This window comes from Niveispirillum sp. BGYR6, assembly GCF_027568365.1.
Taxonomy (GTDB): Bacteria; Pseudomonadota; Alphaproteobacteria; order Azospirillales; family Azospirillaceae; genus Niveispirillum.
On record NZ_JANLNL010000002.1, the window covers coordinates 555,028 to 575,908 of the forward strand.

16 protein-coding genes are annotated in these 20,881 nt (G+C 63.2%); 5 read left to right on the top strand and 11 right to left on the bottom strand.

Going from position 1 to position 20,881, the window contains the following annotated elements; genetic code table 11:
• The first annotated feature begins 5 nt into the window (after nt 1-5).
• Nucleotides 6-1,412 carry a glutamate--tRNA ligase gene (gene gltX / locus PCJ49_RS06560; protein WP_269910241.1) on the top strand — a complete coding sequence of 469 codons (1,407 nt, stop codon included), beginning with the start codon at nt 6-8 and terminating at the stop codon, nt 1,410-1,412.
• A gap of 108 nt (nt 1,413-1,520) precedes the next feature.
• Nucleotides 1,521-2,849, top strand: a complete 1,329-nt coding sequence (gene gltA, locus PCJ49_RS06565; RefSeq protein WP_089287912.1) for a citrate synthase — start codon at nt 1,521-1,523, stop codon at nt 2,847-2,849.
• Nucleotides 2,850-3,174: 325 nt separating this feature from the next.
• Here the strand turns inward: gltA and rpoD are convergent, their stop codons facing one another.
• The 4 genes from rpoD to PCJ49_RS06585 form a co-directional block, all read right to left on the bottom strand.
• Entirely contained in the window at nt 3,175-5,124 is a 1,950-nt protein-coding gene (gene rpoD / locus PCJ49_RS06570) for an RNA polymerase sigma factor RpoD (protein ID WP_269910242.1), read from the bottom strand.
• Between the two features lie 190 nt (nt 5,125-5,314).
• Nucleotides 5,315-7,183: a DNA primase gene (dnaG, locus tag PCJ49_RS06575; RefSeq protein ID WP_269910243.1), complete on the bottom strand. Its 1,869-nt coding sequence runs from the start codon at nt 7,181-7,183 to the stop codon at nt 5,315-5,317.
• Nucleotides 7,184-7,308: 125 nt separating this feature from the next.
• Nucleotides 7,309-8,166 (bottom strand): GNAT family N-acetyltransferase, encoded by an 858-nt coding sequence (locus PCJ49_RS06580; protein ID WP_269910244.1) that lies wholly within the window; start codon nt 8,164-8,166, stop codon nt 7,309-7,311.
• 9 nt (nt 8,167-8,175) lie between these two features.
• Nucleotides 8,176-8,634, bottom strand: coding sequence for a GatB/YqeY domain-containing protein (locus PCJ49_RS06585; protein WP_269910245.1), 459 nt, complete (start codon nt 8,632-8,634; stop codon nt 8,176-8,178).
• 372 nt (nt 8,635-9,006) lie between these two features.
• Here PCJ49_RS06585 and carA point away from each other — a divergent pair, with 372 nt between their 5' ends.
• Nucleotides 9,007-10,191 (top strand): glutamine-hydrolyzing carbamoyl-phosphate synthase small subunit, encoded by a 1,185-nt coding sequence (carA, locus tag PCJ49_RS06590; RefSeq protein ID WP_269910246.1) that lies wholly within the window; start codon nt 9,007-9,009, stop codon nt 10,189-10,191.
• A gap of 1 nt (nt 10,192) precedes the next feature.
• The gene (locus tag PCJ49_RS06595; protein ID WP_269910247.1) at nt 10,193-11,197 is read left to right on the top strand and encodes a hypothetical protein; all 1,005 of its coding nucleotides are present in this window, start codon (nt 10,193-10,195) and stop codon (nt 11,195-11,197) included.
• A gap of 3 nt (nt 11,198-11,200) precedes the next feature.
• Here the strand turns inward: PCJ49_RS06595 and PCJ49_RS06600 are convergent, their stop codons facing one another.
• The 3 genes from PCJ49_RS06600 to PCJ49_RS06610 form a co-directional block, all read right to left on the bottom strand.
• Nucleotides 11,201-12,175, bottom strand: coding sequence for a glycerophosphodiester phosphodiesterase (locus tag PCJ49_RS06600; RefSeq protein WP_269910248.1), 975 nt, complete (start codon nt 12,173-12,175; stop codon nt 11,201-11,203).
• A gap of 87 nt (nt 12,176-12,262) precedes the next feature.
• The gene (locus PCJ49_RS06605) at nt 12,263-13,195 is read right to left on the bottom strand and encodes a tetratricopeptide repeat protein (RefSeq protein ID WP_269910249.1); all 933 of its coding nucleotides are present in this window, start codon (nt 13,193-13,195) and stop codon (nt 12,263-12,265) included.
• 135 nt (nt 13,196-13,330) lie between these two features.
• Nucleotides 13,331-15,034: a methyl-accepting chemotaxis protein gene (locus PCJ49_RS06610; protein WP_089287921.1), complete on the bottom strand. Its 1,704-nt coding sequence runs from the start codon at nt 15,032-15,034 to the stop codon at nt 13,331-13,333.
• A gap of 466 nt (nt 15,035-15,500) precedes the next feature.
• On the opposite strand from PCJ49_RS06610, the gene PCJ49_RS06615 reads away from it, so the two are divergent.
• The gene (locus PCJ49_RS06615; protein WP_269910250.1) at nt 15,501-15,815 is read left to right on the top strand and encodes a hypothetical protein; all 315 of its coding nucleotides are present in this window, start codon (nt 15,501-15,503) and stop codon (nt 15,813-15,815) included.
• 220 nt (nt 15,816-16,035) lie between these two features.
• Here the strand turns inward: PCJ49_RS06615 and PCJ49_RS06620 are convergent, their stop codons facing one another.
• From PCJ49_RS06620 to PCJ49_RS06635, 4 genes are all read right to left on the bottom strand, one after another.
• The gene (locus tag PCJ49_RS06620) at nt 16,036-17,358 is read right to left on the bottom strand and encodes a serine hydrolase (protein ID WP_269910251.1); all 1,323 of its coding nucleotides are present in this window, start codon (nt 17,356-17,358) and stop codon (nt 16,036-16,038) included.
• 30 nt (nt 17,359-17,388) lie between these two features.
• A complete protein-coding gene (locus PCJ49_RS06625; RefSeq protein WP_089287924.1) occupies nt 17,389-17,811 on the bottom strand; it encodes an RT0821/Lpp0805 family surface protein in 423 nt (140 codons plus the stop codon).
• Nucleotides 17,812-17,966: 155 nt separating this feature from the next.
• A complete protein-coding gene (locus PCJ49_RS06630) occupies nt 17,967-19,556 on the bottom strand; it encodes a SpoVR family protein (RefSeq protein WP_089287925.1) in 1,590 nt (529 codons plus the stop codon).
• On the bottom strand, nt 19,553-20,872 hold the full coding sequence (locus tag PCJ49_RS06635; RefSeq protein WP_269910252.1) for a YeaH/YhbH family protein: 1,320 nt from the start codon (nt 20,870-20,872) through the stop codon (nt 19,553-19,555). The genes PCJ49_RS06630 and PCJ49_RS06635 overlap by 4 nt, the downstream gene beginning before the upstream one ends.
• Nucleotides 20,873-20,881: the final 9 nt, after the last annotated feature.

A 20,881-nucleotide genomic window follows, 5' to 3' on the forward strand; every position in this document is an offset into this window, starting at 1 on the left:
TAATCATGAAAATTGTCACCCGTTTCGCACCATCCCCCACCGGTTTTCTGCATATTGGCGGTGGCCGCACAGCCCTGTTCAACTGGCTTTTCGCCAAGCACCATCAGGGTACCTTCCTGCTGCGGATCGAGGATACCGACCGCGCCCGCTCCACCCAGGCCGCCGTCGATGCCATTCTGGATGGGCTGAAATGGCTGGGCCTGGAATGGGACGGCGAGGCGGTCAGCCAGTTCCAGCGCAAGGACCGTCACGCCGAAGTGGTGGCGGAAATGCTGGCCAACGGCACCGCCTATCGCTGCTATTGCACGCCGGAAGAGCTGGACGCGATGCGGGAGGCGCAGAAAGCCGCAGGCCAGCAGCCGCGCTATGACGGTCGCTGGCGCGACCGCGACCCGTCGGAAGCGCCCGCCGGCATCGCCCCCGCCATCCGCCTGAAGGCCCCGCGTGAGGGGGAGACGGTGGTGAATGACCATGTGCAGGGCGAAGTGCGGGTGCAGAATAGCCAGTTGGACGACCTGATCCTGCTGCGCTCCGACGGCACGCCGACTTATCTGCTGGCCGTGGTGGTGGATGACCATGACATGGGTGTGACCCATGTGGTGCGCGGTGACGATCACCTGACCAACACTTTCCGCCAGCTCCAGATCTATAACGCCATGGGCTGGGCGGCCCCGGAATTTGCCCATATCCCGCTGATCCATGGGCCGGACGGGGCCAAGCTGTCCAAGCGTCACGGCGCCTTGGGGATTGAGGCTTACCGCGACATGGGCTTCCTGCCGGAAACCATGCGCAATTATCTGCTGCGTCTGGGCTGGGGCCATGGCGATGCGGAGATTATCTCCACCGAACAGGCCATCGACTGGTTCACGCTGGAAGGGATCGGCCGTTCCCCCTCCCGGCTGGACTTCGCCAAGATGGAGAACCTGAACGCCCATTATATTCGGGAGGCGGATGATGCGCGGCTGGTGGCCCTGACCAGCCCCTTCATCGAGGCCAAGATCGGCCGCGCCTTGACGGACGCGGAGAAGGAACGGCTGTTGCGTTCCGTGCCCGGTTTCAAGCCGCGCGTGAAAACCCTACTGGAATTGGCCGAAGGTTCACTCTATCTGTTTGCCAACCGGCCGCTTGCCCTGGATGACAAGGCAGCGGCCCTACTGACGGCCGAGGCACGGTCGCAGCTGGCGGCGCTGGCAGAAGCGTTCGCCGCGTCGCCCGATTGGAGCGGTGCTGCACTGGAACAGATCGTGCGCGACCATGCGGAGCGCACCGGTCTGAAGCTGGGCAAACTGGCCCAGCCCTTGCGCGCCGCCCTGACCGGTTCCACCGTTTCGCCGCCGATTTTCGAGGTGGCGGAAATTCTTGGTCGCGCCGAGACCTTGGTGCGGCTGGAAGATGTCGCAAAGGGTGGATAATTTGATGCAGTTGCGTTGCCATTGCTGCGCCGCGCAACTACACTCCGCCACCTAAAAAGAACCCCGGGGCAGCCGCCCCACCCAAGAACACCTTGAGGACGTGCCGATATGAGCCAGACTCCCCAGACGGCGGGCGATGGAACCGCCGATACGGTGACCCTGATCGATAACCGGAACGGCAAGCAAGTCACCTTGCCCATCCTGCACGGCGCGACGGGGCCGGATGTCATCGACATCCGCAAGCTCTATGCGGCCACCGGCTGCTTCACCTACGATCCGGGTTTCACCTCCACCGGCTCCTGCGAATCGGCAATCACCTACATCGATGGCGATGAAGGCGTGCTGCTGCACCGCGGTTACCCGATCGAGCAGCTGGCGGAGAAGAGCGACTTCCTGGAAGTCTGCTACCTGCTGCTGAATGGCGAACTGCCGAACCCGGAGCAGAAGGCCAAGTTCGAACAGACCATCACGCGCCACACCATGGTGCATGAACAGCTGGCGAACTTCTTCCGTGGCTTCCGCCGCGATGCCCACCCGATGGCCATCATGTGCGGCGTCGTCGGCGCCCTGTCGGCCTTCTATCACGACAGCACCGACATCAATGACCCGACCCAGCGCATCATCGCGTCGCACCGGCTGATCGCCAAGGTGCCGACCATTGCTGCCATGGCCTATAAGTATTCGGTCGGTCAGCCCTTCGTCTATCCGCGCAACGATCTGGGCTTTGCCGAGAACTTCCTGCACATGACCTTCGCGGTCCCGTGCGAGCAGTACAAGGTGAACCCGGTCATCGCCAAGGCGATGGACAAGATCTTCATCCTGCACGCCGATCACGAGCAGAACGCCTCGACCTCCACCGTGCGTCTGGCCGGTTCGTCGGGCGCCAACCCGTTCGCCTGTATCGCCGCCGGTATCGCCTCCCTGTGGGGTCCCGCGCATGGTGGTGCGAACGAAGCCGTGCTGAAGATGCTGGAAGAGATCAAGTCCGTTGATCGCATTCCGGAATTCATCAAGCGCGCCAAGGACAAGAACGACAATTTCCGTCTGATGGGCTTCGGCCACCGGGTCTACAAGAACTACGACCCGCGCGCCAAGGTCATGCAGCAGACCTGTAAGGAAGTGCTGGCCGAGCTGGGGATCAAGGACGATCCGCTGCTGGATATCGCCGTGGAGCTGGAGCGCATTGCCCTTTCCGATGAGTACTTCATCGAGAAGAAGCTGTACCCGAACGTCGACTTCTATTCCGGCATCATCCTGAAGGCGATCGGCTTCCCGACCAGCATGTTCACCGTGCTGTTCGCGCTGGCCCGTACCGTCGGCTGGATCAGCCAGTGGAAGGAAATGATCGAGGATCCGACCCAGAAGATCGGTCGTCCGCGTCAGCTCTATACCGGTCACGTGACGCGGGATTTCGTCCCGCTGAACGAGCGTGGCTGAGCGGCTGAATAGTCAGCATAAAGCGGGCGGCCCCCTGTGGGCCGCCCGTAATGCCCAATCTATGTTCGCAGCACCCGTCTTTCTCTGGCGGGCGCCAACTGCCGCCAATGATAATCCCGCGCCCCTGGGCAAAAGACTGGCCCGTCTGGCCAAACTATTGGCGATTATCGCTGTGGTCGGTGGTCTGGGTTATGCGGTGTTGGCACTGTAAAGTTCCAACATCTGCCTAAACGAAAAAACCCCGCCGGGCTTGATTGCCCAGGCGGGGTTTTTTCGTATCCCCTCCCCGCCCGTTGCCGAGCGGGGAAAGGCTTAACCGAACCGATCACGTATCCAGGAAGCTGCGCAGCTTGCGGGAACGCGACGGGTGCTTCAGCTTGCGCAGCGCCTTCGCCTCGATCTGGCGGATACGCTCGCGGGTCACGCTGAACTGCTGGCCCACTTCTTCCAGCGTATGGTCGGTGTTCATGCCGATGCCGAAGCGCATCCGCAGAACCCGTTCCTCACGGGCGGTCAGGGTGGCCAGTATACGGGTGGTGGTCTCGCGCAGGTTCGCCTGGATGGCGGCATCGAGGGGCAGAACGGCGTTCTTGTCCTCGATGAAATCGCCCAGATGCGAATCTTCCTCGTCGCCAATCGGCGTTTCCAGGGAGATCGGCTCCTTGGCGATCTTCAACACCTTGCGGACCTTTTCCAGCGGCATCATCAGCCGCTCGGCCAGTTCCTCCGGCGTCGGCTCCCGCCCGATCTCGTGCAGCATCTGGCGGCTGGTGCGCACCAGCTTGTTGATCGTTTCGATCATGTGCACGGGAATACGGATGGTGCGGGCCTGATCGGCGATCGACCTTGTGATCGCCTGCCGGATCCACCAGGTGGCATAGGTGGAGAACTTGTAGCCGCGCCGATATTCGAACTTATCCACCGCCTTCATCAGACCGATATTGCCTTCCTGGATCAAGTCCAGGAACTGCAGGCCACGGTTGGTGTATTTCTTGGCGATGGAGATCACCAGACGGAGGTTGGCTTCCACCATCTCCTTCTTGGCGCGGCTGGCTTCCTTCTCGCCCTTCTGCACGGTGGAGACGATGCGGCGGAACTCACCGATCGGCAGCCGGGCCTGGGTGGAGACGTCGCCAATGCTTTCCCGCACGCGGGCAACCTCGTGCGACGACCGCTCGGCAAAGCGGCCCCAGGCCTTGGAGATATTCTTGCAGCGCTCCAGCCAGTTCGGGTCCAGTTCCGACCCGTAATAATGCTGCAGGAAGTCTTCACGCTTCACGCGGCAATCGGTGGCCAGACGCAGCAGGCGGCCTTCAAAGCCCAGCAGCTTGCGGTTCAGGGCATAGAGCTGTTCGACCAGCTGTTCGATACGGCCATTGTTCAGGCGCACGGAATTGACCAGCTCGGTCAATTCGGCCTTCACCTTCTCGTACTTCTTGTCCGCACCCTTGACCTCTTCGCCGCGCTGCAAGGCCGCCAGACGCAGCTCCTGCATCTTGTGCAGGCGCTCATAGGTCTCTTCGATCTTGCCGAAGGTCTCCAGCACCTTGGGCTTCAGCTCGGCTTCCATGGCGGAAAGGGAGACATTGCCTTCCTCTTCGCCGTCGGCGGCCGGGCCGGCGCCCTCGCCTTCACCCTCGGCGCGTTCGCCTTCCTCTTCCTCGCGGTCGGCGGCGGGGCCGTCCAGCGTCTCCGGCGGCAGCTCACCCGATTCCGGGTCCACGCCGTAAGAGGCATCCAGATCGATAATGTCGCGCAGCAGCATCTTGCCGTCCTGCAACGACTGATGCCATTCGATAATGGCCTGAATGGTCAGCGGCGATTCGCAAATCGCCCCGATCATCATTTCCCGGCCGGCTTCGATGCGCTTGGCGATGGCGATTTCGCCTTCGCGCGACAGCAGCTCCACCGACCCCATTTCGCGCAGATACATGCGCACCGGGTCATCGGTGCGGCCGATATCATCATCGTCCAGGTTACCGGACTGGCGGCCTTCGCCGTCGCCGGCTTCGCCGTTGCTCTCTTCCTGTTCCTCTGCCTCGACGACATTGATGCCCATTTCGGACAGCAAGGCCATCGTGTCTTCGATCTGCTCGGAAGACGAACTGTCCTGCGGCAGGGCCGCGTTCAGCTCGTCATAGGTGACGTAGCCACGCTCCTTGCCGCGCGCGATCATCTTCTTGACGGCAATTGCCATGCCGTCCATCAGAGGGCCGTTCGCTTCCTCTTCACGCTGCTCCGACACTTCCGCCGTCTGCGCCGCTTTAGTCGCCATTCGCTCGCTGCCCCCGTACCTTCAAGGCTGCCACCGGTAAACGCAAATGGACGACTCGGGCAAGTACCCGGTCATCCACCAATCTCTGTCCTGGCTATAAAATCAAAGAGTGACATACGACTGTGTCGGCCAAGACACAGTTTTGGCGTGAACAGGTAATGTTGGCACCGACACCCACCGGCATGTGCCCTCATCCCCCATCCTGATCAGGATCATTGGTATGCCCCCGGCGGTTCAGCACTTCCTGTTGAAGCAATCGTAAGCGTGCCAGATCGGCTTCGCTGAAGGTTTCAGCGAAACGTCGCTCGGCTTCCCGCAGTTCCTGCTGAAGCAATGTCACCTCGGAGCCTAACCAAACCTCCTGCCAGCCACTCTTCGCCGCTTCGATGGACGCTCCTGGTTGCGCAAACTTCGGCGCGTCTGCACTCAGCAGACTATCCAGCGTCTCTTGAAAGCCGCGCAGAGACAGGTGGCGCTTCAAGCCGTCCGCGTCAAGTGCTGATTCGGCCGTCAGACATGCAACAAGCGCCTGACGCAGCATTTCCAGCGCAGGATCGCTGAAATCCGCCTGGCCCAGCAGTTCCCCCACCTGTTCGAACAGGGCGGGATGGTGCAGCACGGTGACCAGCAGCCAGCGCTCCCGCCGGCGCGGATCGGTCAGGATAGCGCCGCTGCGATGGCTTTTGTCCCACAAATGACTGATGGGGATTTCACCCGGCCGCTGTCGGCGCGGGCCGCCGCCAGCGCCAAAGCCGCGCGAACCACCCCCGGCAAAGCCCGCTCCCCGGATGGCGGCGCGCAGCTTGTCGCGCAAAGCGGCGCGGTAATTATACTGCACCGACTTGTCGGCGATGGCGTCGGTCAACTGGTTGATGGTGCTTTCAATGGTCAGGCGGCCTTCCGCCGTGCGCGGCTCATTGCCCTGGCGGGCATATTCCCAGATGAAATCTTCCAGCGACAGGGCCCGGTCCAGCACCGCCTCAAACGCCGCCTTGCCGCCACCCCGGATCAGGCTGTCCGGGTCTTCCTTTTCCGGCATGAAGGCGATGCGGGCCGACACCTCCGGCGTCAGCACCGGCAGGATACGTTCCACCGCCCGCTGTGCCGCCCGCCGGCCGGCATTATCACCATCGAAGCAGAGGATGGGCCGCCGGCGACCTTCCGGTGCCAGCTTCCACAGCTCCTGTATTTGGGTTTCCGTCAGGGCCGTGCCCAGGGGTGCCACCGCCCCCTCGAACCCGGCCATGACGCAGGAAATCACATCCATATAGCCTTCGGTGACGATCAGGGCCTGACCATCCGCCGCCGCCTGCCGGGCCCGCGACATACCATAGAGAATGTGCCCCTTGTGGAAGAGCGGGTTTTCAGCCGAGTTGATATATTTCGGCCCATCCCCTTCCAGCACGCGCCCGCCAAAGGCCACCACCCGGCCCCGCCGGTCGGTGACGGGGAACATCACCCGGTTCCAGAAGAAATTGCGTACCGCCTTGCCATTTTCGGGCCGCTTGAACAGCCCGACCTCGATCATGTCGGCTTCGCCATAGCCGGCCTCGGTGAGCACGGCATAGAGCCCAGCCCCGTCCTGCGGGGCGTAGCCGAGGCGGAAGCGGGCGATACCCTCGCCATCCAACCCGCGCCGACGCAGATAATCCAGCGCCATGCGGCCGCCATGGCTGAACAGCTGCTGCTCGTAATATTTGGCTGCGCGTTCCACCAGGTCATAGAGCGACTTCTGCCGCTCGAACCGTTCACGCTCCTGCGGGGTGGCCTTGGGCACCGCCATGCCCACTTCGCCCGCCAGATTCTCCACGGCCTCCATGAAGGAGAGGTTGTCATAGCGCATGACGAAACCGATCTGGTCGCCATGGGCACCACAGCCGAAGCAGTGAAAAAAGCCCTTCTGGTCGTTGACATAGAAGCTGGGCGATTTTTCATTGTGGAAGGGACAGGGCGCCTTGAACTCCCGCCCGGCGCGGATCAGGCGCATACGTTTCTGCACCACTTCCGACACGGAAATGCGGGTGCGCAACTCTTCCAGAAACTGCGGCGGCAGGGCCATGTGAAGGCGGACTTCCCATCAACGGGCAGACAGATCAGCCGGCAACCATACAACAGGCACCCGCCGCTGTGCCATGTGGCTGCAGACTTATCCCCAGGTTGCTCTGTTATCCACAGGCAACCGGGTCAACAAAGCAGGATGGCGTAATCGCCGATGATCTGGAAACCCAGCGCCAGATAGGCGCGGCGCGCCGGCTCATTCTCCTTGCCGGTGAACAGCACGGCAAGCCTTGCCCCATCCTCAAGGGCGGCCAGCAGCGCGCCGGCGACCACGGCACGGGCATAGCCCCGACCCCGGCTGTCGCGCGGGGTCCAGACACCGCCAATCTGCACCGTATCGGGAATACGGGCATTATGGGTAGCCATGGAGAGAATCGCCCCATCGGCACCGGTCAGCAGGAAGACGTCGCCCGCTGACACCCAGACGGCGATATCAGCTTCTGCCTGCGCCCGCAGGGCGGCATCCGGCACGGCGTCCAGCGCCTCTACAGAATAATCCACCCGCCATCCGGCCAGCAGCGGAACATCCTGCGCCGTCGCGCGCCGCCAGCGACAAGTACCGCTGCTCAACAGGGGCGGGACGACCAGCCGATCCAGCGGCAGGTCAAACAGATCCTCTGCCCCACCCCGCCGGAAGGATTGTTCAGGAAATGCGTCTGCCACCGCGCTGGCCGCCTCCAGCGGCCCGATCAGACCGCAGAGGGGGCGATCACCCTCAGCCATCAGATGGCGGGCCAGTTCCACCGCCAGCACAGGCGGGGCCTGGATCAGCATATTGCCATTCCAGCTATGGGCGATGACGCCGGCAATCTCGCCTTCCGCCGTCAGGGCCGCTTCATAGCGGCCTTGGAAGCGCTGACCTTCATCCACCAGCCCGGCGCGGCGCAGGTTGGAACGCAGGAACAGTGACGTGGCCGGATGGCCGGCCAGATAGGTATCCAGCCGCCCCTCATCCCCCGGTGCCAACCGCACAATCCGCGTCAAGGCGCCCTCTCAGCTCACCAGCTTTTCGCGCACAATGGCGCTGGCCTTGGTGAAATCCATCTGGCCGGCGAAGCGGCCGCGCAGTTCGGCCATCACCTTGCCCATATCCTTCACGCCAGTGGCGCCGATCTCCGCGATCAGGGCGGCAATGGCGTCGCGCGTCGCGGCTTCATCCAGTTGCTGGGGCAGGAAATTCTCGATGACGGTGATTTCTTCGGCTTCCTGCTGGGCCAGTTCCTGACGGCCGCCCTGCTCATACATGATGATGCTTTCGCGGCGCTGCTTCACCATGGTCTGCAGCATGGCCAGGATTTCGGCATCATCCACGCCATCCATCTGGCCACGGGTGCGGGCGGCAATATCGCGGTCCTTCAGGGCGGCGATGATCAGACGCACCGTGGCGACGGTGCGCTGATCCTTGGCGCGCATCGCATCCTTCAGGGCCTCGTTCAGCGTCTGACGCAACATGACATACCTCGGGGTTGGTCCAGAAAAACAGGGGCGAAGAGTAAACAACATAAGCTTCAAATGCCAGCCATTCGGAAACCCCGACAAGAAACACCCGTATGTTTGCCCCCTGCATGGCGACGCTTAGCAGGGGCGCGCAGAGGTCGGGTTGACCGCTGTAACGCGATTGTCTATTTCAACGCCCGAACCGTTCCGGCCCCGGCCGGCGCGCGGTATCGGCGCGACCTGCCATAACCCAGAGGGTGCAAACCCAGCGGGCGATGGATGGGGCGCGACGCCCCGCGGGCAGGCCGCCCCGCTTTTCAGCGGGTGGCCAACCATTTTTGGGTGCCCGCCCCCGGGCATCGCCACTGATCATAAGGTACGCCGCCGATGACCGACACCCCGTCGATGGGTTCCCCCACCCACGCGCCCGCCCCGACCGGAGCCACTGGCGTTCTGGTTCTCGCAGACGGATCGGTGTTCTGGGGGCGCGGCATCGGCGCCGCCGGCCATCGCGTGGGCGAGGTGTGCTTCAACACCTCCATGACCGGTTACCAGGAAATCCTGACCGATCCGTCCTATGCCGGCCAGATCATCACCTTCACCTTCCCGCATATCGGCAATGTCGGCGCCAATGCCGAGGATATCGAGACGCTGACGCCGGTGGCGCGCGGCCTGATCCTGAAGGCCGATGTGACGGAGCCGTCGAACTGGCGCGCCACGCGCCACCTGAATGACTGGCTGCAATCGAACGACATTGTGGGGATCAGCGGGATCGACACCCGCCGCCTGACCCGGCGCATCCGCGATGCCGGCGCCCCCAACGGCGTCATCGCCCATGCGCCCGATGGCAAGTTCGACCTGGAGGCGCTGCTGGCGCTGGCCAAGTCCTGGCCCGGCCTGGAAGGCATGGATCTGGCCAAGGATGTCAGCACCCGCCAGAGCTATGGCTGGGATGAAAGCATCTGGTCGCTGAAAACCGGTTACGGCAAGCAGACCGAACCGAAGCACCATGTCGTTGCCATGGATTTCGGCGCCAAGCGCAATATCCTGCGCTGCCTGGCCGCATCGGGTTGCAAGGTGACGGTGGTGCCGGGCGACACGCCCGCCGCCGATATCCTGGCGCTGAACCCCGATGGCGTGTTCCTGTCCAATGGCCCCGGCGACCCGGCCGCCACCGGCACCTATGCCGTGCCGACCATCAAGGCCATTGTCGATAGCGGCAAGCCGGTGTTCGGCATTTGCCTGGGCCATCAGATGCTGTCCCTGGCGCTCGGTGGCCGGACGGAGAAGATGGAAAGGGGCCATCGCGGTGCCAACCATCCGGTGAAGGATCTGGCCTCGGGTGTGGTGGAGATCACCAGCCAGAACCATGGCTTCGTGGTGCTGCCGGAAAGCCTGCCGGACACAGTGGAGGTCACGCATGTCTCCCTGTTCGATGGCACCAATGAAGGTATCCGCCTGAAGGGCCGCCCGGTCTTCTCCGTGCAGTATCACCCGGAAGCCAGCCCGGGACCGGAGGACAGCCATTACCTGTTCAACCGCTTCATCGATGCCATCGAAGGGCGGTATTGAGGTGACCGATTTTACCAGGGCGCTGCGCTTAGGTGAACTGAACCGCCCGTCCGCCATGCCGGACGGGCTGGCCGCCCTGGTGGCTGAATGGCCTGTCATCCAGCGCTCCCCCGGTGGGGACGCGCTGCTGGATGAGCGTGGCCTGCTGCGGGTCAGCGACCGCTGGAACCTGCCCGATGGCAGCTTCCCCACCGACACGCCCATCGCCAGCCATGGCGGCTGGGCGCTGGGGCGGCTGACCGGCGACGTCTGGCAGCTGGTGCAGCAGGAACCGGCCCTGCCGCGCGATCAGGCCCGCGCCCTGTTGCGGGAGCGCACGGAACGGCTGCTGCATGGCCGCCGCTGGACCGGTGCCGACCTGGAAGCGATGGACAGTCTGGCCAAACAGGCCCCCCTGCCGCTGGCCGACTGGCTGGCGGCACAGGAAGGGCGCGAACGGTCGCTGAAATCGCTGCTGAAGCTGGAACTGGTGCTGCAGGCGGATGGCGACCACCCTGCCCTGCCCGCCAATGTGCGGGAACGCATTGCTGATGCCCCCATCCTCTGGCTGGACACGGACGGGGCGGAGGTCGTGGCCGACGTGCTGGCCCACAGCGCCCGGCGCATGGAGATTGCTGCCAAGCGCAGCACCCGCAATGACCGTCAGCGCGGCCAGGATCTGCGCTCCAGCCTGGCCGAAGCGGTGCAGGCGGCTTTCCCGCTGATGCCGCATGATGTGGCCTCATCGGTGGCAGCCCGGCTGGCCCCGGCGGCGATCAAGCTGGGCCGACGCCCCGCCACCCAGGCGATTGTCGATTGCGTGGCGGAACTGCGCCTGGAACGCTGGCGACAGGTGATTATTGGCGAGCCGCGCGTGGCTGCCCGCCTGCAAGACATGCTGGCAAAGGGCGAGAATAACCGCGCCCGCAAACGCTACCGCGATCAGCGGGCGCTGGAAAAGGTGGCCAAGGAAGTGGCGGAATGGCGGGGGGAACTGCCCCCCGTCACCTCCCGCTGGCTGGATTAAGGCTCAGCGCCCTGCCGGCGGCAGGGCCAGCCCCTTTTCGGCCACCACTTGGCGCAGCAGCACCGGGTCATCGCTGATGATGCCATCCACCTGCCAGTCGATCAGCTGGCGCATGGTGTCGGCATCATTGACCGTCCAGGGCAGCACCTGCAGGCCCAGCGCCTTGGCCTGGGCCACCAGTTCCTTGCTCAGATTGCGGTAATAGGGCGACCAGACTTTACCACCGGCCGCCTTCACCGCCGCCGGAACGCTGCCACCATGGTCCGCCGGGGCGAACCCGGCTGTCCAGGCCGCTGCCTTGGGCCCGGTCACGTTGCTTTCCTGCGGATCATCGATGGTCAGATAGGCGGTGGGGATGTTGGGTGCGATGCGCTGCACCACCTGCAAGGTCCGCCAGTCGAAGCTCTGGATCGTCACGCGGCTTTCCATCCCGGCCTTGCGCACCGCCTCCACCAGCGTGCGGGCAAAGGGCTCCGGGTCCACCGTGTCGCCGGGTGCGGTCGGGTCGATCTTGGTTTCAATGTTGAAGCGGACCTGATCGGCCCCTTTCGCCTTCACCAGATCAAACAGGCTGGCCAGGGTGGGGATGCGGGTGCCATCAATCGCCTGCTGTCGGCTGAACCGCTTGGCATAATCGCTGTCCGGACGGATGCGGCCCACATCATAGCGACCGATTTCCGCCAGGGTCAGGCTGTGCCAGGACGGCGTCGGTGCTGTCACCCATTGCCCATCGGCCCCACGGGCCAGATGGGTATCCACATGCCGTTCATGGGCGATGATCACGGTGCCGTCCTTGCTGATGCCGGTATCCAATTCCAGCGTTGTCACGCCAAGGGCAATGGCATTGGCAAAGGCCGGCAGGGTATTTTCCGGCCACAAGGCGCGCCCCCCGCGATGGGCTTCCAGATCGAAAGCCCCCGCCGCACCGGACAAGAGCAGGGAGGACAGGGCGGCCAGCGCCAGACGCTTGAAAGACATTGATTTTCCACCATCAACCGGATCATCCGTCAGGGTGCTGACTGTAGCGACCGGCCGAAGGGGGTGGCATGAAGTTTACGTGAAAACTCAACCACCCATCGCCCATTGGCGGGTCAGCCCATAGGCCCGATAATCCTCTTCCACCTCCGGGTCGAGTTCGAGGGCCGCTTGCAGATCAGCCTCCGCCAGGGCCGCCTCTGCCGGGTCTTTACGGGCCAGCCACAGGCGCGCCAGGCCGCGCATGTAAAGCGTAGGCGCCATATCAGGCTCTTTCGTCAGGGCCTTATTGAAGGCGGCAATCGCCTCCGCCGGGCGCCCCAGCCGCAACAGCACAACACCGCGGCTATCCAGTGCCTCGGGAAATTCCGGCGCTTCGGCAAGCGCCGCATCACAATTTTCCAACGCCTCTTGCAGCTCAATATTCCGTGTCACCCGCACCCAGCAAAGATGGTTGAGCAGGCTGGGCGAAGGCTGCTTTTCCACCAGCTCGACCAACATATCCTTCACATCCGACGGCCGGCCCGCCGCTTCGGACAAATCACCCCGCAGGCGCAGCAGCAGATCAGCGTTCGGAAAGCTCTCCAACAGCGTATCGATTTCCGCAATGCCTTCATCATAGGCGCCATCCTGGATACGCATCGTCGCCCGCATGTCGATGGCGCGATCGAACCCCGGTAATTCAGCCAGCACGGCGGCCAAGTCGTCATAGGCCCCCTTCCGCACCCGGTCATCGGGATGGTGGCTGCGTGCCTGGGCGCGGCGCATATAGGCAGCGGGTGAGGGTTGAAGGGCGATGGCACGGTCATAATCTGCCAGGGCCGCGTCCAGTTCCTCCAGATGATAGAGCAGATTGGCCCGCGCCAGCCGGACATTCGGGTCATCCGGCCAAAGCCAGATCCGCAAATCCAGGAAGGACCGCTCCAGACGGTCCAAGGGGCCCGGCACCTCTTCTGCCACCGCAGCCGGCACGCCCGCGAGAAAAATGCCTGAAATGACCAAAGCCAGGATGTGACGTCGCATGGTTCCTCCCGTCTCAGGATGCATCAGGGCGGGCGCAATGAAAAGCCCCCGCACCATCGGGTGCGGGGGCCAAACAGGAAAGCACTGTAAAAGTCGGGCGGCAGCCGAACGAACGGCAGACCATCCCGAACCTGATCAGGCGCTGCGCACCTGGGCCAGGAACTGGTCGACGGTACGCCCCAATTCGCCCGACTGGCGGGCCATGTTGCGCGCCGCACCCAGCATGTCGGTCGCCGACGAACCGGTCTGGTGCGCCACTTCCTCCAGGCTTTCGATATTGCGCGTCACTTCCATCGTGCCCATGGAGGCCTGCTGGACATTGCGGGCGATTTCCTTGGTCGCCGCATCCTGCTCTTCCACCGCACCGGCCACCATTTCGGAGATGTCGTTGATCTCCGCAATGGTACGGCTGATCACAACGATGGCGTCCACGGCCTCCTTGGTCGCGTCCTGCATCGTGGTGATCTGGCTGGCGATCTCCTCGGTGGCCTTGGCCGTCTGGTTGGCCAGGCTCTTCACTTCAGAGGCCACGACAGCAAAGCCCTTACCGGCTTCGCCGGCGCGCGCCGCCTCAATCGTGGCATTCAGGGCCAGCAGGTTGGTCTGGCTGGCAATGTCAGAAATCAGCTTCACCACGTCACCGATGGACTGGGCGCGCTGCGCCAGCGACTGCACGGTGCCGTTGGTCTTCTCGGCGGTCTTGGCGGCATCGCGGGCGATGCGGGCCGAGGTATTGACCTGATTGCTGATCTCCGCCAGCGATCCGGCCAGCTCTTCAGTGGCGCTGGCCACCGACTGCACATTGGCGGAAGCCTGCTGCGTGGCGGCAGCCACGGCGCTGGTCTGGGCGCGGCTTTCCTCGGCCGAAGCGGACAGCCCTTCGGCAGTGGACTGGACCTGACTGGACGCGCCGGAGATTTCGGAAACCACGCCCTTGACGGAGTTCTCGAAATCGGACGCCAGCTTCTCCATGGCCGCCTTCTTCTCGATGGCTGCCTGACGCTCCGCCTCTTCCTGGCGGCGACGCAGATTGTCCATCTCCAGCGCGTTGTCCTTGAAGACCTGCACCGACTGGGCCATGGCGCCGATCTCGTCACCGCGCTGGGTACCGGTGATCTGCACCGTCAGATCGCCAGACGCCAGTTTGGACATGGCGCCCTGCATGGATTTCAGCGGCGTGCCGACGATCTTCTGCAGCAGCACCACCAGAATACCGATCAGCACGGCCAGAACGACCAGGGCGATCAGGGTGTTGCCCATCACCGCATCGGCGATGGAGGCCTGCAGGTTGGCCCGGCTCCACGCCACGGTCAGCGTACCAACCTGATCGCGGTTGGCACCGGCGCGGACGGGGGCCTGCACAACCAGGAAATCACCCTGGTCCAGCAGCTTGACTTCGGTCACCGTCTTGGCGATCTGCGCCTTTGCCGGCTCAAACGGGGCCATCCCGGCCGGCAGCGGCTTGTCCTTGCTGGGATATTCGATCAGCGACTCACCGTCGCTGTCGAGCACGCGCACAAAGGCCAGGCTGGTGCTCTTGGCCGTGGCGAGGTCAGCATAGCTGTCGGCGATGGCGTCAGCATTCTTGAAACGGACGGCGGCAGACATCTGCGCGGCCATCATTTCCGTGACCTGGCTTTCCGAGCGCTTGGAAAGGTCCAGCATCGACGAACGCATGGCGGAAGCGCTGAGAGCGATCACGGCGCCAAGACCGATAATGATCGGTATGGCAATCGCAAACGTGATCTTACGGCTGATCGACCAATTACTGAACAGCCCGCCAGACCCGGCCGGAGCGGGGCTACCGGCCGGCCGCATGGTCCGATTAAAATTGCTCATCTCGACTAACCTTTCCTGTCCTTCTCAGCAACGCAACCTGCTCCACTCAACCTTCCCTTGACGGATGCCACGGCAGACCAAGGCATCCTCATTACGCGCCCTGTTATTGTTTGGGCGCTGTCGGCTCCCACCGGGCAAACAAAACCAGGATTGCATAAACTTTTATATTAATCCCACCATCCCAAAGTGGGATTGGCGCTTGCCCTGGCACCATCCTTTCGAATAGGTATAAACGAGCTTGTTGGGAAAATGTAGGCGTATCTACTGAATTCGATGCGGAATAGCATTAACGTTCGATTATCCAGCATGTGTTAAGCTTAACCCCAGCGGAAGTTGCCTTCTGGAGGACGCCCTTAACCATTGTTGGTGATGCACTGCGGCATTCCGCCTGTAACCGTCAGGTATAGCACTTGCTTCATGAGGGTCTTGGGTTAGTACTTTGCAACAAGAAGAGGGGCTGCAAGATATGAAAAGAGCGACTGCGCTGGCAGTGACAATCGCGAGCTTCATGATATCGGGCGTCGCCCATGCCGAGTGCGCATTGAAGGATCCGCCGGCCGTTCCTGATGGTGCCTCTGCCACTGAACCCGACATGGTTGCTGCCCAGAAGGCCGTGAAAGCCTATGTCGCCGAAACGCAGGAATTCCTGGCCTGCCTGGAGTTCGAAGGCAAAGGCAAGAGCGGTGGCGACTGGACGAAGCGTTACAATGACGCATCAGCGCGCATGGAAAAGCTCGCCGCCGACTTCAACAAACAGTTGCGCGCCTACAAGTCAAAATAAACCTAATGTTGAATATTACCAACGGTCACAATCCATGACCGTTGGTAATGCTGCGACTGCCGCCGCACCGCTTATGCGGCTTAGCCAAGCCAGCGGAGGCTGGCGCCGGCGACTGAGAGGCACGAAAGCGTGACCGGCGGTCATGATTTCCTGCCGCTGGTTAAAGGCTGGCTTATCCCGCTTTTCGCGGCCAGCCTGATCGCGGAGTGACAATCCGGGATCAGGGTTTGGGAGTCGGCGGCAGGTCAGGGGCGGGCACATTCGTCAGCGGGCGGTCTTTGGGGGCCATGTTGCTGTGCGCACCATCTTCCAGCGGCTCTACCGTCACCTTCGGGATAGGCGGCGGTTTGGTGATCGGCGGCATGGCCACCTTGCCGTTGAGATCATTGGCCTTCTGCACCTTCTTGCCATTCACGCTGCGGGGTTCCGCTGCCACCAGGGTGCTGGCCCGTGACACCAGATTCGGCAGGGTGGCCTCATCCCAATCCGCCCCCAGGGCACCTAAGCGCAGAATCACCAGCTCCCTCGCCTTGGAGATGTAGAGCCGGCTGCCATCGTCCCCCGCCATGAAAACCGTATCCCCATCGGTAAAGGGGGCCTTGGCGGCCACCGGTCCCTTCGGATCAAAGGGCCAGCCCAGGCGCAGGCGCCAGCCATCATTGCGGGAATGGCCGTTCGGCCGCAGCATCAGGTCCAGCCAGGGCTTGGGCACGAGAGTGTCGGCCCCGACCCGCCCATCCTCCAGCAGCAGCAGGCCGGGACGCAGCCAATCGCGAGCGGTCGCCTTCATGCAGCATTGCAGATAGGCGGCACCGGTCTTGCTGCCCGCTTCCAGGCTGGCATCCCTGGCCCCCAGCGGCTGCCAAAGCGCGGTGGCGAGGTAGTCCGCCACCGGCTGGTTGCGCGCACGGGACAGCACGAGACCCAGCAGTTGGGCCTCATAGCTATTAGGGGCGAAGCGGGTGCCCGGCTCAGCAGCCAGTTCAGCCGAAAGCGTCCAGACGGACGCATCCGCGCCGGGCGGAGTCGCCGGCGGTGTCAGCCCGCTGCTGCCTTCCAGCAGATGGCGCACGGTAATACGGCCACGGGCATCACCGGCCCATTCCGGCAGGTAGCGGCTGATCGGATCATCAATCCCGGCCAGGGTGCCATCCTGCAGGGCAATGCCCGTCAGCAGGGCCAGCAGGCCCGGCAGCAGACCCGCCGCGTCCAGCCGGTCACCCGGCTGCAGGGCAGGATCATAATATTCCAGCTGCAAGGCCCCCGCCTGCCAGACCAGCAGGGCCTGGCTGTGGCTGCGGCGGGCAAAATCCGTCAGCGCCTTTACCCCCTCCTCCGACAGGGTCAAGGCATCCGGGTCGGCCACCGGCAGCAGCCCGCCCGGACCGCCCTTCAGCACCGCCGCCACGATCGGCGGCGGTGGGAGTGGCGGCGGCACCGCCACCACGGGAGCAGATGGCCGTTCCCCGCCCGGCACCAGCCAGAGCGCCGCACCGATGGCGGTCAGGACAATGGCGGTGGAGACAAGGAGGATACGCCGCATCGGAACCCCGTCGGGTGTGGAAGCGTCAGCTTACTGACGATGGGTGTAGAGCGGGTATTCCCGCGCATCCACCACTTCCCAGGCGCCGTCGGGCTGGCGGCAGAGGAAACCCGTGGTGTGCTGATACATGTCGTCCAGGATCACCACGGAATGGAACTCCCGGCAGGGGCGGTTCTGCGCATCATAACCATCGCGCAGCACCTTCACAGCCCCACGCTTGCCGGTCAGCGGATTGGCCCAGCCCACCACCTGATCCACCGGTTTGGTGCCCATCTCCCGCAGTGCGCCCTGGACGGCGGCCAGATCGCCGGCATCCATGATGATGCTGGTGGGCTTGGCCGGCGCGGCTGGTGGAGGCGGGGGCGCCGCCGCCTCCGGCGGGGCGGGTGGGGTTTTGCTGGCACAGCCGGCCACCGCTAGAACGATCAGGAAACCTGCAAGACGCCGCATCATGCCTGCCACTTCGATCCACAAGAATAGGGAGCCGCCTGTTTGCCAACCAGCGCCCGGCAAAGCAAGACTGTTAAACGGGTTGGCCCCCCAATCTATGCGGCAAATGGTGGCCAAAGCATGACGGCCCCTGTGGATAGAAGCGGGCAGCTTACCGGCTAAACCGGGCTACCCAGAACGCGCCGGGGCGCGATGGTGTGCTTCTTCAGCCGTGCACCGGTGGCGGGATCAACCTCCTCCAGTTCCACCTCATAGCCCCAGAGATCGGCCAGATGTTGCAGCACGGCTTTGGTCGACGCCTCATCCAGCAGCACCTGATTCAGCACCCGATGTTCCAGGATCAACCGGCGATCCCCCACCAGATCGACATCGACGATCTGGATATCGGCCTCCGCCCAGGCAATGTCATATTGTCGCGCCAGGGCGTGGCGCACGGCGCGATAACCCCGCTCATCATGGATGGCCGCCACCTTCATTTCCGGGTCACGCGCATCATCGGCCACATGGAACAGGCGGAATTTGCGGATCAGCGCCGGGGAGAGATATTGCAGGATGAAGCTTTCATCCCGGTAATTGGCCCAGGCATGGCGCAACGCCCCCATCGGATCGCCCCGGCCGGCCAGATCGGGGAACCATTCCCGATCCTCCGCCGTGGGGTTGCTGGCGATACGCTCGATATCCTGCATCATGGCGAATCCCAGCGCATAGGGATTGATACCACCATAGCGCCGGTCATCGAAATCCGGCTGGAACACCACATTGGTGTGGCTGTGCATCGCCTCCATCCAGGCGCCATCGGTCAATTGCCCACGCTCATGCAGGGTTTGCAGGATGCGGTAATGGCAATAGGTGGCGCAGCCCTCATTCATCACCTTGGTCTGGCGCTGGGGATAGAAATATTGCGCCACGTGGCGGACAATGCGCAGCAACTCCCGCTGCCAGCCATCCAGGCGCGGCGCCTTCTTCTCCAGAAAATAGAGGATATTCTCCTCCGGCAGTTCCAGCATGGCGCGGCGGCGGTCGCGGTCCGACAGTGGGCTGGCCCCGCCGGCTTTACCCGGAACGGTGCGCCAGAGGTCGTTGAAGGTCCGCTCACGGTGCTCCTCCCGCTCCCGCGCCCGGCGCTCCTCATTGCGCAGGTCGGGCGTGCGGCGGCGGGGATAGCGGTGGACGCCATGGTTCATCAGCGCATGAGCGGCATCCAGCACCCGCTCCACCGCCACATGCCCAAACCGTTCCTCACACTTGGCGATATATTCCTTGGCAAAGGAGAGATAATCCAGAATGCCGTCGGCATCGGTCCATTGCTGGAACAGATAGTTATTCTTGAAGAAATGGTTATGGCCGAAGGCCGCATGGGCAATCACCAGCGTCTGCATCGTCATGGTATTTTCTTCCATGATGTAGCTGATGCAGGGGTTGGAATTGATGACGATTTCATAGGCCAGCCCGCGCTGGCCGCTACGATACATCGCCTCGTCACGGGCGAAATGCTTGCCGAAGGACCAATGCTTGTAGAATAGCGGCATCCCGATGCTGGAATAGGCATCCAGCATCTGTTCGGACGTAATCACCTCGATCTGGTTGGTATAGGTATCCAGCCCCAGATCCTGCACCGCCACCTGCTCGATGGCATCATAGACGCGGCGGACCTTGTCATAATCCCAGTCCGCCCCCTGGTAGAGCGGTTCGCCGCCGGCGGCGGCCCCGCCGCCCAGTACATTGCCCAATGATGTGATGATGCTCATGCGCCGGCCTCCGCCTGTTGCGCCACCCCGTCCTTGGCAAACAGCTCCCGGAAGACAGGGTAGATTTCCCGCCGCTGCGTCACCCGGCGCATGGCCAGCACCGGTTCGGCGATGGATTTATAGGTACGCCAGAGATCGGTTTCCCGCGCCCCGCCGCCATAGGCCAGACCGGGCGACATGCCATCCTGCCCCACCTCGATATAGGCATAATATTGGCAGATCGGCAGGATGATCTCCTTCATCAGCTGCGCCGTCTTGCCATTGTCCGACAGGGCGTTGTCGCCGTCGCTGGCCTGCGCGGCATAGATGTTCCATTCCGATGGCGGGAAGCGCGCCTCCACCACCCGCTGCATCTCCTCCAGTGCCGTTGACACCACGGTGCCGCCGGTTTCGGGGCTGTAGAAGAAGGTCTCCTCATCCACCTCCTGCGCCTTGTGGGTATGGCGGATGAACACCACCTCCACATGCTTGTAACGCCGGGTCAGGAACAGATAGAGCAGCATATAGAAGCGCTTGGCCAAGTCCTTCATATGCTCCGTCATGGAGCCGGAGACATCCATCAGGCAGAACATCACCGCCTGGGCGGCCGGGCGCGGGGTGGCATCGAACCGGTTGTAGCGCACATCCACCGGGTCGATATAGGGAATGCGCTGGGTGCGGCGCAGCAACAAGGCCAGCTCTTCCCGCGCCTCTTCCAGCCGTACCCGGTCACGACCTGTGCGCTCCAGATCGTCGATCTCCACGCGCAGGGCCTTGATCTCATCCCCCGTCGGGCGGTTCAGCGCGATGCGGCGGGCCAGCGAATTGCGCATGGTGCGCACAAGGTTGAGATTGGTCGGCGAACCGGAGACGGAATAGCCGGCCCGGTGCCAATCCAGGCTGTCGGTCACCGCCAGCTTGCGTTTGGCCAGATCGGGCAGTTCCAGATCTTCCAGGAACAGATCGATGAATTCCTCCCGGCTCAGCACAAAGCGGAATTCATCCTGGCCGTCGCCATCATCGGCCCCCTCATTGCCCTGCCCGCCCCCACCGCCCTGGGGCGGGCGCTTGATCTTGTCGCCGGACATGAATTCCTTGTTACCGGGCACGACATAATCACGCGCGCCACCGCTGGAAGAGCGGTGGATGGTCGGTTCCTTGATACCGTCGGGGGAGATGCTGATATCCCCGCCCATATCGATATCCTTGATGCCCCGCTTGGCGGAGGCATCGCGCACGGCCCGCATCACCTGTTCCTTGGCCCGGCGCAGGAAGCGCTGACGGTTGGCCAGGGATTTGCCGGAAGGGTTCAGGCGTCGATCAACAATGGTGAACAAGGTTGCACC